The sequence below is a fragment of the Variovorax gracilis genome, assembly GCF_030317115.1.
Taxonomy (GTDB): Bacteria; Pseudomonadota; Gammaproteobacteria; order Burkholderiales; family Burkholderiaceae_C; genus Variovorax; species Variovorax gracilis.
Window position 1 is genome coordinate 16659 of sequence record NZ_JASZYF010000044.1, and the last position, 17009, is coordinate 33667.

At 63.5% G+C, this 17009-nt stretch carries 15 protein-coding genes; 10 read left to right on the forward strand and 5 right to left on the reverse strand.

Annotated features, from left to right (window positions below):
• Positions 1-247: 247 nt before the first annotated feature.
• The 3 genes from QTH97_RS33930 to QTH97_RS33940 all read left to right on the forward strand — a co-directional run bounded on the left by QTH97_RS33930 (position 248) and on the right by QTH97_RS33940 (position 3525).
• On the forward strand, positions 248-472 hold the full coding sequence (locus tag QTH97_RS33930) for a hypothetical protein (protein WP_286572982.1): 225 nt from the start codon (positions 248-250) through the stop codon (positions 470-472).
• A 486-nt stretch (positions 473-958) separates the two neighbouring features.
• Complete coding sequence (locus QTH97_RS33935; RefSeq protein ID WP_286572983.1) at positions 959-1831, forward strand: hypothetical protein; 873 nt, start codon at positions 959-961, stop codon at positions 1829-1831.
• Between the two features lie 308 nt (positions 1832-2139).
• On the forward strand, positions 2140-3525 hold the full coding sequence (locus QTH97_RS33940; RefSeq protein ID WP_286572984.1) for an aldehyde dehydrogenase family protein: 1386 nt from the start codon (positions 2140-2142) through the stop codon (positions 3523-3525).
• 180 nt (positions 3526-3705) lie between these two features.
• Here QTH97_RS33940 and QTH97_RS33945 read toward each other — a convergent pair whose 3' ends face one another.
• Entirely contained in the window at positions 3706-3996 is a 291-nt protein-coding gene (locus QTH97_RS33945) for a hypothetical protein (RefSeq protein WP_286572985.1), read from the reverse strand.
• Between the two features lie 753 nt (positions 3997-4749).
• Positions 4750-6402, reverse strand: a complete 1653-nt coding sequence (locus QTH97_RS33950; protein WP_286572986.1) for a flavin-containing monooxygenase — start codon at positions 6400-6402, stop codon at positions 4750-4752.
• Between the two features lie 349 nt (positions 6403-6751).
• On the opposite strand from QTH97_RS33950, the gene QTH97_RS33955 reads away from it, so the two are divergent.
• Together QTH97_RS33955 and QTH97_RS33960 are read left to right on the forward strand one after the other, a co-directional pair.
• Positions 6752-8020 carry a lipase family protein gene (locus QTH97_RS33955; RefSeq protein ID WP_286572987.1) on the forward strand — a complete coding sequence of 423 codons (1269 nt, stop codon included), beginning with the start codon at positions 6752-6754 and terminating at the stop codon, positions 8018-8020.
• A gap of 8 nt (positions 8021-8028) precedes the next feature.
• Entirely contained in the window at positions 8029-8289 is a 261-nt protein-coding gene (locus QTH97_RS33960) for a hypothetical protein (RefSeq protein ID WP_286572988.1), read from the forward strand.
• Positions 8290-8624: 335 nt separating this feature from the next.
• Here QTH97_RS33960 and QTH97_RS33965 read toward each other — a convergent pair whose 3' ends face one another.
• Positions 8625-9293, reverse strand: a complete 669-nt coding sequence (locus QTH97_RS33965) for a FadR/GntR family transcriptional regulator (protein ID WP_286572989.1) — start codon at positions 9291-9293, stop codon at positions 8625-8627.
• A 198-nt stretch (positions 9294-9491) separates the two neighbouring features.
• Here QTH97_RS33965 and QTH97_RS33970 point away from each other — a divergent pair, with 198 nt between their 5' ends.
• The 3 genes from QTH97_RS33970 (at position 9492) to QTH97_RS33980 (ending at position 12780) form a co-directional block, all read left to right on the forward strand.
• Positions 9492-10688, forward strand: coding sequence for a mandelate racemase/muconate lactonizing enzyme family protein (locus QTH97_RS33970; protein ID WP_286572990.1), 1197 nt, complete (start codon positions 9492-9494; stop codon positions 10686-10688).
• 48 nt (positions 10689-10736) lie between these two features.
• Positions 10737-11696 carry a 2-hydroxyacid dehydrogenase gene (locus QTH97_RS33975; protein ID WP_286572991.1) on the forward strand — a complete coding sequence of 320 codons (960 nt, stop codon included), beginning with the start codon at positions 10737-10739 and terminating at the stop codon, positions 11694-11696.
• A gap of 64 nt (positions 11697-11760) precedes the next feature.
• Positions 11761-12780: a Bug family tripartite tricarboxylate transporter substrate binding protein gene (locus QTH97_RS33980; RefSeq protein ID WP_286572992.1), complete on the forward strand. Its 1020-nt coding sequence runs from the start codon at positions 11761-11763 to the stop codon at positions 12778-12780.
• Between the two features lie 3 nt (positions 12781-12783).
• On the opposite strand, the gene QTH97_RS33985 is transcribed toward QTH97_RS33980, so the two are convergent.
• Positions 12784-13596, reverse strand: coding sequence for an N-formylglutamate amidohydrolase (locus tag QTH97_RS33985; protein ID WP_286572993.1), 813 nt, complete (start codon positions 13594-13596; stop codon positions 12784-12786).
• Between the two features lie 129 nt (positions 13597-13725).
• On the opposite strand from QTH97_RS33985, the gene QTH97_RS33990 reads away from it, so the two are divergent.
• Positions 13726-14391 (forward strand): ion channel, encoded by a 666-nt coding sequence (locus tag QTH97_RS33990; protein WP_286572994.1) that lies wholly within the window; start codon positions 13726-13728, stop codon positions 14389-14391.
• Positions 14392-14408: 17 nt separating this feature from the next.
• Here the strand turns inward: QTH97_RS33990 and QTH97_RS33995 are convergent, their stop codons facing one another.
• Complete coding sequence (locus QTH97_RS33995; protein ID WP_286572995.1) at positions 14409-15350, reverse strand: oxygenase MpaB family protein; 942 nt, start codon at positions 15348-15350, stop codon at positions 14409-14411.
• A gap of 232 nt (positions 15351-15582) precedes the next feature.
• Between QTH97_RS33995 and QTH97_RS34000 the strand changes: the two genes are divergently transcribed.
• A complete protein-coding gene (locus QTH97_RS34000) occupies positions 15583-16824 on the forward strand; it encodes a glycerophosphodiester phosphodiesterase (RefSeq protein WP_286572996.1) in 1242 nt (413 codons plus the stop codon).
• Positions 16825-17009 lie beyond the last annotated feature (185 nt).

Genomic DNA, 17009 nt, shown 5'->3' on the forward strand with positions numbered 1-17009 from the left:
TGATGCATTTCTCAATCCGGCGAGCAGAGTTTCTCGTCAGTCTTCGGCCCGCTGGTGATACCGCTTCGCTGTCCGCGCCGCGACACACCAACGCGTCACGCGGAGGCGCCATCGCGCCTAGCCTCATTTCACCAAGTAAACTAACGTATTACTCGAAAAACCCAGATATGCACCGATGAGTCAGGAGGGCTCCCGCGCGGAACCCCGTAGCTCGAATCGGCATTCGGACCTCGGATCTCATTCTTTGATGAAAACAAGCGATCTCGGCCTAGGGGACAAGCCAAACGCCCACGCATACGACTATCGGGCGGAACGTGAGTTCGAGGTGGTACGTGTTTCGCCAACGGATCTGCAACAGCGCTTGCTTGCGAGCTGCAGGGACGAGCTTCATTTCAGCTTCATGTGGCGTGTCGCAAGCGTTTCGGTTCCGATGCTCATGGCGCTTTCGATCTGGGTGATTCTGACTCCGTGACCCATCGCCGCACTGTCGAGGCTTCTCGGATCAACCTCCGGCGTTCTCGTACTCGATGACTTGGCAGGCATAGCTGCCGGGCTTCGCTGAACACGCTGAGCCTGGCTGTGGCGAAGTGGCGGCGCAGCCGACCAAGAAGCACAGGAGTACGACGCTCGCAATCTTGAACATGCAGTTGTCTCCTCGAACAGTTCGAATGAGGTTGACGTTGTACGCCTCTGCGCGTCGATGCGTACCGCGATAGTCGCCGTGGATGTCCTCGTGGTATCGAGCCAACTCCCAGATCGGCGCGGCTGGGAGTTGCTGTTGCGCCCAGCGAATGGCCGAGCGACATAGGCCATGAGATTGCCTCGAACGACTGGCGTCAATGCATACTTTGGCACTACATTGGAGGTTCGATCGGTGTTCCCGGTCGCAACTTTCGGGGAGGGGCCATGCCAGTTCAATCGGAGGCGAGCAGGGCGGTCAACCGATCGGAGTCGTCGAATGTGGGCCGCGGGTAGCCGCCAAGCCGCGGTGAGCCTGGCCGAGTTTTCGGACACGTCGGCCTTCTCGCCCTGCAAGCGCTGTTCAGAGCTGCTGCAGGAGGGGGATCGCTTTTGCCGATTTTGCGGTGAGGATCAGTCGGGCGGGAATGCTGCCGATGATGCAAGTCCGGCTCTTGGTCCTGCGCGCGGTCGGCGCGGAACGCAGCGTCCCATAGAGGTGGACTTCGCGGACACACTGCAGCCGGAAGAGCAGGGGGCGGCAGGCGTCCTGGTTCTGACGAGCGCGGCCAATGAGGCGGTACACCCCGAGATGGCGCTTGACCGCGTGGTCGTGCTCGGATCGAAGGCGCCGCCGCGTGGCGGTAGGGCAGGGCACTCGGCAGGCAGGCCCTTCACTGCGTATCGCCTGGTGATCGGCATCGTTACACTGGCGGTCCTGCTTGCGTTCGCGATGGACTACCTTGACAAGCAGAAGGAGCCCGGCAAGCGACAAGATTACAGGGCGAATGCCGACCAAACGGGTGGAGCGCCGAGTGGCACGAAGCGCACGCTCGACCTGGTCGCCGCCGACCGCAGGAACGACCTTGGCGAGCAGAAGTCGAGGGAGGCATCGGATCGGCAAGTGCCCTTGCGAGAGCAAGAGGAGCAGCGAGGAGAAGCCGCCAAGCCTGACCAGCGTCAGGATGCCGCCTTGGAAGTTTTCAAGGCGCTCGGCCTTGGTGAGCCCCTGGCTTCCCCTGCGGAAGCCCCTATTTCCCCAGCGACACCGGTGGTGATTGCTCGCCCTGCATCAGAGGTTGGCGTGGCAAATCCAATTCGAGAAGCTTGCAGCGAAGTGCTTGCGGCGCTGGCCGTGTGCATGAAGGAATGAACCCGCACGCGTATCGCAACCGTTCGGATCGTGAGCCATGCCCTCTTGCGAACTCCATCGACGATCTCATGCTCGGCTTGAGTCTCGGACCCTCTGAAACGCAGCCGATCGCAATCGCGCGACCCAAGCTCCAGGTCTTCGTCGAAAACGAACTGCGAGAAGGCCGGGTGCCCAGCCCCCACGTACGTGGAAGTAGGTGGCGGCTGGGATATTCAGCTTTTGCAGCGGGTCGCAAACTGTACTTTTGATCGAGATCGGCTCCGGAATCGGCGGCAGCGCCACGGCGCCGTGCGCGGGAGCCAATCGCCATGTCCATTCCTGACTATGCCTCGCTCGTCGCCAGCCAGCGCGCCTTCTTCCTCGAAGGACACACGCGACCGGTGGAGTGGCGCAAGACCCAGCTCGAAGCGGTTCGGGCGATGTTCGCCGACCACCACGATGAGATGTGCGATGCGCTCTGGAAGGACCTGCGCCGCAACGTGAACGACGCCGACCTCATGGACGTCGCCTACTGCGCCAAGGAGGCGGCCTACGCGTTGAAGCACATCGATTCGTGGATCAAGCCGCTGCACGAACCGATGCCCCTGATCTTCGAGCCGGGCTATATCCGCGTGAACCGCGACCCGCTCGGCGTGGCGCTGATCATCGGCGCGTGGAACGAGCCCTTCATGCTGCTTTTTGCCCCGCTGGTGGCGGCGCTGGCCGCGGGCAACACTGCCGTGCTGAAACCTTCCGAGATCGCGGCCCACTGCGCGGGCGTCGCGGCGCGGGTGGTGCCCAAGTACTTCGATCCGCGCGCGGTCGCGGTCGTCGAGGGTGCCGTCCCCGAAACCACTGCGCTACTGGCGCAGCAATGGGACATGATCTTCTTCACCGGCAGTCCGCCTGTCGGCAAGATCGTGCACCAGGCTGCCGCGAAGAACCTGACGCCGTGCGTGCTCGAACTCGGCGGCAAGAACCCGACCATCGTCCATTCCTCGGCCAACCTCAAGGCGGCCGCCCGGCGCATCGCCTACGGGCGCTATCTGAACTCCGGCCACATCTGCACCGCGCCCGACCACGTGCTGGCATGGCCGGACGTGAAGGACGAGTTTGTGCAGCACCTGAAGGACACGATCCGCGAGTTCTATGGCGACGACCCGAAACAGAGCCCGGACTACGGTCGCGTGATCAACCGCCGCAACTTCGATCGCCTGGCCGCGCTGATCGGTAGCGGCAAGGCCGTCGCCGGCGGACAGACCGACGCCGATGAGCTCTACATCGCACCGACGGTGTTGGTAGACGTCCCGGTGGATTCACCGATCATGAAGGACGAGGTTTTCGGGCCGATCCTGCCGGTACTCGAGATCGATTCGATCCAGTCCGTCATCCAGTGGGTCAACAGCAGGCCGAGTCCGCTCGGCCTCTACATCTTTGCCGAGGACAAGGACGTGGTCGACAGGATCCTGTCGGCCACGCGCTCGGGCGATGCAGAGATCAACGACTGCGCCATCCACCCGCTTTTTCCCGAACTCCCGTTCGGCGGCGTGGGCAACTCCGGCATGGGCAAGTACCACGGCCGCTGGGGTTTCGACGCCTTCACCAATGCGCGCGGCGTGCTCCATCACAGCAGCACCGTCGATCCAGCCGTGCGCTATCCGCCCTACGCGAAACACGGCCTCGAACGCGTCGTCGTCAACAAGCTGATGCCTTAGGGGCCAGGCAAAAAAGAGAGCCATCCGTGGGTGGTCCACGCGTGATGGCTCTGGAGAGGCGCCGAGCGTCATGCCTCGGCGTACTTGCAACCAATAGGGGTTGGAGTTCCGGGCATCGCGAACGTTCCGTTTTCCGTTCGAAATTTCTTCCGCTGGCGAGGCGCGCACCTCCAGGTAGCGCTAACAGTTGGCACGGATGCGCCGAATGAAAGTTTCGCGGCCGATCCGCTCGGTTTCAACGATTGCAGTACCTTCGCACGTTGTCCTGGACACCCGGTAGCTGTATTTCGCTTCGACCAGGCTGGCATCGATCGGGCGGATCGACCGAATCTGAAGCGGTCGTTGGAACGAGCCATAGAACCTTGAGATATTGATCTCGTTGAACGGGCCGATGCCACGTTTCGCCGGGATCACGAACGCCGCCGCCGACCTGCCATCGGCCGCGGACAGCGCCCGATAGAACCTCTCCACGGCCCGGATCTGGGGATCGCGGCTCAACTCGGGCAGGGAAGTGACGGTGGCGACGGGCGCTGGTTTCGCAACAGACCCGCCAATGTTCCCTGACGCTCCGGCAGCGATGCGACGGCCGCCTTCGGCTCGTGCTTCGGGTCCGAATTCCGAACGGAAGCGGAGGAGGGCGGAGCGACAGGCGGCGGCGGAAACGGCGACGCAACCTCGTTGGCGACCCGGTGCCGTGTAGCGGGATCCGCCATCTGCTCCTGCCCGCCGCGCACGCGAGCGGGCTTGTCGATCACGTGCAACAACCAGCCCAAGAATCCGAAAACCATGACGGCCCCCAGCGCTCCCAATTGCAACCAGAACGCCTTCGTCTCGGATGGCAGCATGGCGTCCGAGACATACCCCGGACCCGGCCGTGCACTGGACCCTGCAGCGCTCGATCGGACCGGCAGCGCCTTCATCGATTCGAGAGCCGACGGACCGGAAGGGGCGAATCCGGGCAGCTTTGCCGCGCACCCGATGCAGAACATGGCCGATGCCCGATTGTTCTTGCCGCAACGTTCACAGACGTTAGACATGCGGTGATCGCCTTGAGTTGGCTTCCAACTTACCAGAAGGGTCGGGCGTGTATATCGGCGCGTTCCTACTCGTGCCCGCTTGCGCCCACCCGCGGAAGTCATCCCAGTACGCGAGCGATCAACCCTTTGGATCACCCTCAATGGCCTTTTGTGTAATGAAGAGTCGCTCAGTCCTGGGCCAGGCGCGCTACGGCGACAGCGCGAATCCTTCGTAGCCCTTCGCTGCGACTTCCTCGCACTTCCTGCGATAGCCACCGACGCCTTCCAGGCCGAGGTAGGGCAGGAACCTGCGCGGCTTGCCTGGAATATTGGCGCCCATGTACCAGGAATTCGCTCCCGGCATCAAGGTCATGTTGACGATCTCGGCGACGTGCGCGGCCCATTGCGCCTGAGCCTGTGGCATCGCCTCGATCGTCGCGAGCTTGTTCCTGCGCATGTGATCGATGCACTCCGTGACCCACTCGACATGCTGTTCGATGGACACCGGCATGTTGGACAGCACGGATGGGCTCTGCGGCCCGGTAATTGTGAACAGGTTCGGGAACCCCGCGACCATCAAGCCGAGGTAGGCCTGCGGGCCGTCCTCCCACTCCTGCGCCAGCGAGCGGCCGTCGCGCCCCCGGATGCCGAGGTCCTTCAACGGTCCCGTCATCGCGTCGAAGCCGGTGGCCAGGACGATGATGTCCAACTCGTATTCCTTGCCGCCGGCAAGGATGCCTGTGGGCGTGATCTCCTCGATCGGGCCGTCGGTGCTGGCATCCACCAGCACCACGTTGGGCTTGTTGAATGTCTCGTAGTAGTTGGTGTCCAGCGGCTGGCGCTTGGTGCCGTAGGCGTAGGTCTTGGGGATCAGTTTCTCGGCGACTTCCGGGTCCTTGACGGTCGCGCGGATCTTGCGCTTGAGGTAGTCGGCGATGACGTCGTTGGCCTCCTGGTTGAAGAACATGTCCTGATAGTTGGCGAGCCAGAATGCGAAGCCGCCGTCGCCCCACATGCGGTCGAATTCGGCCTCGCGCTCCTCGGCCGTGGTCTCGAGGACGGATTTGGGGATGAAGCTCAACTCGAACCCGAAGAACGACTTGCGGATGTTGTCGACGATGGTGTCGTAGTTGGCCTTGCGCGCTTTCGTCACTTCAGGATCGACTTTGCCGTTGCGTGCAGGTACGCAGAAGTTCGGCGTACGCTGGAAGACTGTCAGGTGCCTGGCTTGCTGCGAGATTTCGGGGATCGCCTGGACAGCTGTCGCGCCGGTGCCGATCACGCCGACGCGCTTGTTCGTGAAGTCGACCCCGTCGTGCGGCCACCGGCTGGTGTGATAGGCCCGGCCCTTGAACGAATCAAGGCCCTTGTAGTCCGGCAGGTTGAGTGTCGACAGGCTGCCGACCGCCGCAATCACATATCGCGCCGAGATGGCGTCGCCCTTGTCCGTACGCACGGTCCATCGGTGAGACTTCTCGTCGTAGACCGTTTCGGTCACGCGCTTGCCAAAGAGAATGTCGGGTTTGAGGTCGAAGCGGTCAGCGCAGTGTTCGAGGTAGCGCAGGATCTCGTCCTGTTCGGGATAGCGCTCGGACCATTCCCATTCCTGGAGCAGGTTCTTGTCGAAGGTATAGCAATAGATGTAGCTGTCGGAGTCGCACCGTGCGCCGGGGTAGCGGTTCCAGTACCAGGTTCCGCCAACGCCGTTGCCAGCCTCGATGACCTTCACCTTCATGCCGAGCTTGTCACGCAGCGACTTCAGCATGTACATCCCGGAGAACCCGGCGCCGATGATCACGGCATCCAGTTCGACGGCTGCTGGCGCGCTCGACGGGCGAGTGTCCTGAGTCGATGTGGTCATGGTCACGGTCTCCTTTGTGGCGTGAAGCGTCCGGTTGCTGCTGCCGCAAGCCTGAACGATAGACGCGTGCTCCGCTCGCGTGGAGAGCCGAATGCTGCGATTCCTACAACAGTTGTTACCGAAGGCGCTCGCCACCAGGTTGGGCGTTGCGCACGAGGGGCTGTGACGCGAGCCTCGCGATCGCGTCGTCCTCGCGTTCAGGGAGCAATCAGCTCCTCAACAAGAAGGACGAAGTTGCACCGCAGACACCTAGAATTTTCACTGCAGCAGGGGCGACCTTGGGACGGCCTTTGTCCCATCGAGGCGGCTCTCGCTCTGCAAGCGCGAGGGCGACCGGAAAGGGAAAGCGATGAGCTACGAGACCAATCGCGATCTCGAGCAACTCAGGATGCTCGATCACGCGATCGATGACTTCATCGATCGCTACTTTCAGATCGGCGGCCCTGCCAGCGGCAAGCGACACACGGTGTTCGTGTTTCCGGGCGGCCTCGGCAGCCAACTCAAGCGAGCAACCAGACCCTATGTGCAAGGCGGTCCGTCGAACCAGACCTTTGCGTACAAGAGGAAGTGGTTCGACATGCACAGCATGATGGGCAGCGTGCTGGAAGTCGAGATGGTCAAGGTGGGCCCCAAGCATCGTGACAAGGGAAACCGGTTCGTCCTTGCGGATGGGCCGCTCAAGTTTGCGGGCCTCACGCCCTACGATGGCTTCGTGGAATGGTGCAAGGCGCAGAAGGTCGACTACTTCGTCTTCGGCTGGGACTGGCGCCGCACCACCGATGAGATCGGCAAGTTCTTCGTCCAGAAGTTCCTGCCGTATTTCCAGAACCGGGTGAAGGACGAGTGCAACAACGCCGATGCGCTGGAGAGCTACTCGCTTGTCGGGCACAGCGCGGGAGGCATGATCGTCAACTGGATCCTGCGCAAGCACGACACGCCGGCGCTGAAGGCGGCAGTGACCGTGGCCACGCCGTTCTACGGCTATGGGGGCCAGATCCATCGATTCTTCGAAGGGGAGCCGCTCCTGAATCTGCTTGATCAGGTCAAGGTTCGCAGGGTGCTGACGTCGATGCCGGCGCTCTACGCGTTTCAGTTTCTCGACGCCAAGAAGACGTTTGCAAGGTACGGGGCGGCGCTGGCCGCCGATCCGAACTACCCGTTGACGGCGTATCCCAGCACCGACAAGGACACGGGGGAGGTGGCCGATCCCTATTACCCGTCGACCAACGGCGCTCTGCATCGCTATCCCACCATCAGCCAGACGGGGTTCGATCTTGGAGAAGTGAAAAAGGCACGAAAGCTCGTCCAGTTCCTCGCTTCCGACCTCGACCCATCGATCGCGAGCAAGTTTTTCAACATTCGTTGCGTGAGCGGGCAACAGAACACGCTCGGCAGCACCACCTGGCAATGGGTGCCACCCATCACGCCGACGCCCATTGGCGACGTAGCCCAAGTGCCCGGAGACGACACGCAACCCGCGTGGACCGCTCGACACGTCGGCCTGGCGGGCTCGAACTCCGCGAACGTCAAGACGCTGCTCGGCTCCAACCTAGGCCACATCCTCGCCATGAGCCAGCCGCAGACCATTGCGGCCATTGCCGATGCGCTCAGCCTCTAAGGACTGCCATGCCTGAAAAAACCGTCCCGTCGCACATTGAAATCGCAACTTCCGCCGAGGCACTGAAGTTCGTCAGGGATCTTCAGAAGGACTTTGCCAACAAGCCTCAAACACCAGCGCTCAGGAGACGACTGCGCGAGAGACTGGCGAAGTCGAGCAACGAGAAGCTGGTCGGCATAGCTTTCCGAATTTTCGCGGACCTCTTGAGGCCGCCGCAGGAGGATCCGCACCGCACAACGCGAACGCGCGCCAAGCCATCCGGGTCGTGAGGGTCGTGAGCGGCCGGGAAGGTTTCCAGAAACGGACTCTTTGTAGTCCGTTTCTCTCAACACCTTGAAATAAGACAATGTATATTATGTAAAATGAATGATGGAGTGCTGGCGCTCTTGCAGTCCGCGGCGCCCCCACTCACAACGCAGAAGTCGGTCTGAACACGACGGGAATGCGAGTCGGCACCGTTGCCTTGCATCAACTGCAGGAGCTATCCGCATGGCCGAAAAGAAAGACACCCAGGCGCGCGCCCAGACGCAGCCTCAGGACGCGGCCGAGCGCCTGGCCATCGCCGCAAAAGCGGCGACGGACGCAACGCGATGCCGACTCAAGCCTAGTGTCCAAACAGCCGCGCGATGCCCCCGCGCAGATGCGCTTCCATGGCTTGCCTCGCAGCGTGCGCGTCCTGTCGCTCGATGGCTTGTTCGACGGCTGCATGCTCCTGGCACACACCCGTCCGGCGTTCACCTTGCGACCTGTCCGCCAAGCTGCGCGAGAGTCCGATACTGAACCGCGTCTGCGGCGCCAGCGCGGTCATCGTCATGCTGAAGAAGCGATTGCCACAGGCCTGGGCCACCGCGTCGTGGAAGGCGACGTCTTCTTCCACGGCGTCGCTTCCCTCCTCCAGTGCCTGCTCAAAGCGCTCGCGGCAGCGACGGATGTGGTGCATCTGATCGGCGGTGCGCATTTGCGCCGCGCGCGAGGCTGCTTCGCCTTCCATGAAGCACCGGTATTCCAAGAAAGCGCGGATGTCCGCAATGTTCTTCAGCGTACTCACCGAGATGGGCCTCGCTTGAGGTAGCGCGTCGGTGACAAACGTGCCCGACCCCTTGCGCACATAGATGCGGCCCTCATCGCGAAGGCGCGCCAGCGCCTGGCGCAGCACTGGCCGCGACACGCCAAGGCGTTGCGACAGCGCCGTTTCACCGGGCAAACGCGCGCGGGACTCGAAACCCGGCGTACCCAGTAGTTGGAGAAGGTCTTCGTAGACCTTGTCACCCAACAGTCGTTGCGCCCTTTGTGCATGCGCAGTCGGGTGTGCGGTGGTGCTTCCGGTGTCGAGAGTAGAAGAATTCATTTGACAGCTAATTACAGGGTAAGCATGAAATTGGGGAAAACGGATGCTCCAGCACAATGCATTCACGACAAATTGCTCGCAAAGCTCCTGATTTTCTGCCAAAGATATAAAAAGCTGTAACTCATGTCAATCATTCGCTCGCTCCGCACCTATCGGCTCCCGGACCGACCCAGCCTGATCTGGCTCGAATTGGAGACGAGCGATGGCCTCGTCGGACTGGGCGAGACCTTTCGTGGGGCGGCCTCGGTCGAGACCTGCCTGCATGAGGAACTCGTCCCCTGGCTGCTGGGGCGCGACGCAAGGCACATCGAAGGCATTTCGCGCCACCTGCTTACACCTTACGTGGGCTACAACAGCTCGGGCGTCGAAGTGCGCTCGGCCAGTGCCGTCGACATTGCCTTGTGGGACCTCGCGGGCCAGCGTCAGGGGGTGCCCGTCCATGAGGCGCTGGGTGGCGCAGCCCGCCTGAGCGTGCCGGTCTACAACACCTGTGCGGGCTACTCCTTCAACACCACCGGGAAGCGTCGCGACATCGGCATGGACGACCAGTCCCAAGGGCCTTACGACGACCAGGTCGCTTTCATGCGCGACGCCGGAGCGCTTGCCCAAAGCCTGTTGGACGAAGGCTACAAGGCCATGAAGATCTGGCCCTTCGACATCTATGCGCCCGCCAGCGGTGGCCACCTGATCAGCCTGCCCGACCTGGAAAAGGGGCTGGAGCCGTTCCGCAAGATCCGCGAGGCTGTCGGCAACCGTATCGAAGTGATGTGCGAATTGCACAGCCTCTTCGGTGGCCACTCGGCCTTGCGCATCTGCCAGGCACTGGAGGACTACAACGTGTTCTGGGTCGAAGATCCGCTGTGCAAGATGGACGACGCCGCGGGTCTCGCCGATTTGCGGCGCCGCACGCGGGTGCCCGTGTGCGGCAGCGAGACGTTGGGCGGTCTACGCCCCTTCCGCGATCTGCTTGCCAACGACGCGCTCGACGTCGTGATGCTGGACCTGGCCTGGTGCGGCGGCTTCACGGAAGGGCGAAAGATTGCAGGTCTGGCCCAGGCCTACAACCGGCCGCTGGCGCCGCACGACTGCACCGGCCCCATCACCTTGATGGCAGGACTGCACATGGCACTGCATGCGCCGACAGCCATCTACCAGGAGGTGGTTCGCGCCACGCTGGCCACCTGGTACCGCGACATCGTCACCGACCTGCCGGTGATCCTTGACGGCATGGCCCAGCCACCCGTAGGTGCAGGGCTGGGCACCCGTCTCAAGGATGCATTCAAGCAGCGCTCGGACCTCATCGTCCGAGAAAGCCGCTAGCGGGCATTGCATCGCGACTGCGCCCTGCTCTTCTCTCAAGACTTCGACATGCACATCCAGATCGTCGGGCTTCATGCGCCCAATGCGCCGCGGTTGCGGGCCCTGCTCGGCCCCGGGCACGAGGTGGAGGCCCTCCTTGCTTTCCCCGATTCAGGTGCCATCCACTCGGACGTCGTCATCAGCAACAGCATCGGCGCCGGCGAAGCATCCCGCCTGCGCAGCCGGCTGGTGCACGTGCCCGGCGCAGGATGGGAACAGATCGCCTGCCCGTCGCTGCCCTCGGGAACGACTGTGTGCAATGTGCACGGCCACGAGGTCCCGATCGCCGAGTTCACCCTGCACGCCATCCTGGAGCACTGCCTTCGACTCTGGCAGTACCCGGCGCACCTGGACGCACCAGCCTGGGCGCAGGCCTACGCCAACCGGTCCCAGCACGAGGAAGCCCATGGCAAGACCCTCGCGATCGTGGGCTTCGGCCACATCGGGCAAGAGATCGCGCGGCGCGCGCGGGCCTTCGGCATGCACGTGATCGCCGTGACGCGCAGCGGCAAGAAGGGTTCGGCAGATCTGGCCGACGAATTCGTTCCCGCGTCGACGCTGGACGACGTGCTCCCTCGCGTTCAATGCCTGGTGATCTGCTGCCCGCTGGACGACAGCACCCGCGGCCTCATCGGCGCGCGCCAGCTTGCACTGCTGCCCGCGCAATCGCTGCTGGTCAACGTGGCGCGTGCGGAGGTGGTGGACGAGCAGGCACTGTACGAAGCCCTGCGCGACAAGGCCCTGGCACGAGCCGTCCTCGACGTCTGGTACCAGTACCCGAAAAAGGACCAGGCACCGGTGAATCCATCACGATGGCCACTGCACGAGCTTCCCAACGTGCGCGCCACGCCCCACATCTCGGCCATGACGCCGGCCTTGCTCGACCGCCGCTACCGCTTCATGGCACAGAACATCGGGCGCCTGCAGCAAGGGCAGCCGCTCCTGAACGTGATCTACCAGGCGCCCTGAGCGCTTTTTCCAGCCTCCGCTCGCAGCCACGCGAACGCCCCGCCACACATCCACGGAGACAGCCATGAACACCGAGACTTCCACCACCACTTGCGCTCCTTCGAAGGCCAGGCGCGCCCTGCTCGGCATGGCTGCGGCAGCCCTGCTGGCGGGCGGCGCTTCCTTGCCGGTCCACGCGCAGGACGCAGCGAGCTACCCGAGCCGGATGATCCGCATCACGGTGCCCAACCCGGCGGGTGGCACTTCCGACGTGCTGGGGCGACTGCTGGCCAAGGAACTGGGCGAGATGTTCAAGCAGCCGGTCATCGTCGAGAACAAGGCCGGCGGCAATGGCCAGATCGGAGCGGCGTTCGTGGCCAAGTCGGCGCCGGATGGCTACAACCTGCTGCTGCTGGACATGAGCGTGCTGACCATCGGCCCCAGCGTGGTTCCGCAACTGCCCTACAGCCCACAGAAGGACCTGACGCCCATCACGATCCCGGCGTATTCGCCCCACCTGCTTGTCGTTCGGAACGATCTTCCTGTGAAGAACATCGACGAACTCGCCGCCTACGCCAAGAAGAGCGGCAAGCCCCCGAGCTTCGGCACGCCGCTGGCCTCCATCAGCCAGCTGGCAGGCATCCTGCTCGCGCAGGACCGCGGCTTCGAATTCAACGTCATCGGCTACAAGGGGGGCGCCCAGGCCCTGGCCGACCTCGCGGGTGGACAGATCGACAGCGCGATGGCGAGTGTGGTCGCCACCAACCAGCTGGTGCAGGGCGGCAAGGTCAAGGCCATTGCGGTCACCAGCGCCAAGCCGTTCGCGGCTACTCCGGGCGTGCCGACCGTCGCCTCGCAGATCCCGAATTTCGTCACCGGCTCCTGGCAGGGCCTGCTGGCGCCGGCCAACACGCCGCCGGCCGTGCTCGACAAGCTGCAGGAGGCGGTCCAGCGCATCGTGACGCGCCCGGAGTTCGCCAAGCATCTGCAGGAACTCGGCTCCGAGCCCTCGACCATGAACCGCCAGCAGATCGCGGACTGGATGCGCGCGGAGACTCAGCGCTGGGGCAAGGTGGTCAAGGACAACAACATCAAGGCGGAATAAAGATCAGGGACCGAAAGCGCCGCAACGCGACACGAGCGCCGCGGTCAGTGTGTGCGAATCGGCATACCGGCTTACGAGGTTGCCGAACGCGAAGGCCAGCACCTCGACCAGACGCCCGCGCTCAACGGCATCGGTACGCAAGGGCTTCGTGATCTCCAACTGCATCGCGTCGAGACCGTCCGGATGGGAGCTGCCGTACGTCCTGATCGTGAAACCACCGTTGAACTGCGGTACCTCGATACCGTTAGGGTCCGGCGGCGAGACGCGATAACCGGCGGCCTCGAGGAAGCCGCGCAAGCTGCGCCTGCGCGCCAACACTTGCGGGTCCGCGGCGCGCAGCCGTGAAATACCGTCCTCCTCGTCCCGTGCCGTGCCGAGGAAGATCTGCGCCGGGTCGGACGGGATACCCGCTGTTCCGTGAATGTCGAACAGAAGGCCGAGCCCGCCGGTCTCGGCACGGATCTCGTCGATGAAGGAGCGGATCGTGCCGTGGTACTCGTCGTAGAACGGCGCTGCCGCATCGACCTCGAACCCGCATTCGCGCGACCGGTTGGCGTCGATGAACTTGCGATGGAACTCGGCGATGACGACATACGGTGCTTCGCCGAAGATCTCCAGCACGCGCTGCGCCACGCCCGCGGCGATGAGGTTGGTGTCGACATCTCGCGACGATTCGAAGATGCAACCCTCTCGGCCGCTGCGCGCCGGCACGCCCGGAACATTGGACACGCCGCCGTGCGGACAGGTGATGAGCATCGGCAGCGTGCCTCGGTGGCGCGCCACCAGGTTCGTTGCGTTGAAATGGATCTGCCACATGAAATCGTCCTTTCGGAACGAGGGCCGAACTCGGCTGATCCCGGGTCAATGCGTATGCAAGCATTTGGACGTTCACTTGTCAAGATACCGCGCGCGTCCTGCTTCCGCCAGGGCGGCGACACTGTGCACATGAATCAACCTCGCATGCTCGAGCAGATACGCCGCCATCCGTCTGCACTGCTGTTGATCGTGCAGCTTCTCGGCATCGTGCTCTATCCCTTCGTCGAATCGACGCGCGTGGGAGCACCCGCGCTGGCTGTCTTCGGATTGGTCGTGTTGTACGTCACGATCCGCATGGTCCGCAGCACGCCCTGGCTGACGTGGATCAGCGTCGGCCTTGCGATCCCGACCACAGGCCTGCTCGTGCTGCAGGCGATGGCCGACCGGCCCCAATTGGTCGTATGGTCCTCTGCCCTTGAAGCAGTGTTCTATTTCTATGCGACAGGCAGCCTGATCGCCTACATGCTGGCCGACCGATACGCCACGCTGGACGAGCTCTTCGCTGTGGGAGCGACGTTCACGCTGTTGGCCTGGGCATTCACGCACCTGTTCGTCGTGGTTCAGGCACTCCAGCCCGGGAGCTTTCAGGCGGCCGTGAATCCGCAACATGCCCGGTCCTGGAGCGAGTTGATGTACCTGAGCTTCGCGCTCCTTTCGAGCACCGGGATCGGAGACGTCATCCCTGTCACGGTGCACGCCCGCGCGGTCGCCAGCCTGGCCATGTTTGCCGGCGTGATGTACCTCGCCATGGTCGTTTCCCGGCTGATCGGACTTACCCTGCAACCACGATCGTGAGTTCGCCGGCCCTGTGCTCAGCGAGCGCTGCGACGGTAAAGATAGTCGGCAGGTAGTCCCAGGCGTCGGCAGGCCTGGACCGCAGGGCTCCTGGCCAGCACGATCCTGTCGGCGAGCGCGCCTGCCCACCGCACGAAGCGCGCCTCCATGGCGCCCAGCCCTTGCGCGCTCGTCAGGCCCAGGCGCTCGCGCACCCATCCGGGCGTGATCTCGACGGCTGCCCGAATCAGGAGCCGCTGCACCGGCCGCAGCGGCGCCGGAAGGATGGGAGCCTCCCCCAGGATGTCCAGGAACTCGAAGACGATGGGTGAGGACTCCAGGCGCCCGCCCGTTCTGTCGAACAGCGCCCGCATCCCGGCTTCCGATGTCGGCGCGTGGAGCGCGCCATACAGTCGCGCGGCAGGTGCCCCCTCGAGGTAGAACCGGTCCAACTCGTCCTGCCGCAGCGGCCGCACATAGGCATGGAAGGCCTGTGCAAAACCGAATCCCGCCGTCGCCTGCACCCAGGTCAGCAGATCGACATCGTTCGCTTCATACCGCTCCCCTGCCGGCGTGAAGCCGGTGACCTGACCATGTCGCCGCACCACGCCGGCAATCATTCTCTCGGCCACGCTTCGCGCCCCGTACACCGTCACCATCGCGGCCAGCCCGGTGCGCTGCAAGCGGAGCATCGGCTGCGCGCGAAACGTGGAGTGCTCCCACACCCCGGTGCGTACCCGAGGCTCGGCCAGCTCAAGGATCACGGCAGCCACGCCGCCAACGAACATGGCGACCGGGTTCTTGAAAATCTCCCACGACATCGAGTCGTGCGCCGTCAGCGATGGCTCCCCGATGGGCCGGGTGAAGTCCATCGGCGCCGAACCCGGCGGATTCAGGAGGCCCAGCGCCAGGCCATCGATCGCATTCCGAACGCACGAGGGAAGCGGCACGGCTGTCGTGATATTGCGGGACGAAGACATGGCGTCATTCTGTCAACCCGTCAAGCCGACGCTGTAGGACGCTGACGGCTCGATCCGCGTGGATGCCAGCACCGCAAGGCGGCTTCGCGCGTGGGCGCTGTTGTCGACGCGCCGGTGATGGCGTAGGCTGGTCGGAGACATGTCCGGAGATGACACCCGCGGACTTCAGGTGGTTCATGCGGCTGTCACTCATTGCGCCTACTGTCGGCCACATCAAACGAGGAGACCGTTCATGCGCCCATTGAAGAAAGCCTTTGTCGCTCTGCTTGGCACAGGGATGCTGATCGCAGCCACCGCTGTCGTTGCCCACGACGAGCACGGGCGCCGACGTGCGGACAACGCACCCTTGGTGATCGGCCACCGCGGCGGCGCCAACGGCTATCTGCCCGAACATACGCTGGAGGCCTATTCACTTGGTATCGCGCTTGGCGCCGACTACATCGAACCCGACCTGGTCGCAACCAAGGACGGTCAGCTGATCGCGCGCCACGAGCCCAACCTGATCGACACCACCAACGTCAAGAGCCTTCCACAGTTCGCGGACCGGCGGCGCACGGTCATGATCGACGGCGCTGCAACGGACGGTTTCTTTGCCAGCGACTTCACGCTCGCCGAAATCAAGCAGCTGCGGGCCGTCCAGTCCTTTCCCGACCGCGACCAGTCGTTCAATGGCAAGTTCCAGATCCCGACACTGGTCGAGGTGATCGAACTGGCGAAGCGAAAGTCGCGTGAAGAGGGCCGGCGCATCGGAATCTATCCGGAGACCAAGCATCCGACCTACCACCAGCAGATCGGGCTGCCCCTGGAAGACCGGCTGCTGGGCGTGTTGAGCGCTGCCGGCTGGAACAATCGCAACGCGCCGGTGTTCATCCAGTCCTTCGAGACCGCCAATCTGCGTTACCTGCGCGGCAAGACGAGCGTTCGGCTGATCCAGCTGGTCGATGCCAACGATGTGAAGCCCGACGGCTCGCTCGATTTCACAAAGCCTTACGACAAGCCGTACGACTGGGTGGTGTCGAACCGCGACGGGCTGTTCAAGGATCTGCTGACGCCGCGCGGCCTGCACGAGGTGAAGGGATACGCGGACGGCATCGGTCCGTGGAAGCCTTACCTGATTTCGAGCGCCTGCAAGTCGATACAGGGCGGCGCCTGTGTCGACGTGACGGGCGACGGCGTCGTGGACGATCGGGATCGGGTCCTGCTCCCGCCCACCGATGTGATTGCCAATGCACATCGTCTGGGCTTGCTGGTGCATCCGTACACGTTCCGCAGCGAGCAGAAGCGACTGACCGGCAGCTTTGAAGGCAATGCGATCAATGAGTACCTTGCGTTCTACGAAGCCGGGGTTGACGGCTTGTTCAGCGACTTCGCCGACACCGCCGTCGCCGCACGCGCGATGTTCCTGCTCAAGCACGATCCCGACTACGCTGCCTGCCTCGTCAATGCGCGCAAGTGCGAAAGAAACAATGACTGATTGCTCGGCTCAACGCCTTCGCTCGGGAGCGCGCGCCTGTCCGGCGGCACTGCGAACCTGATCTTTCACAGCGGCGCAGTCCGTGTTTTCGCCCGGCCCTGTCTCGATGAGCGGCAGCAGGGCCGCCAGTGGATTGATGGTCGCCAACGCGACGGCGCCGCCCGCGCGAGCAAGCAACGGCCCCT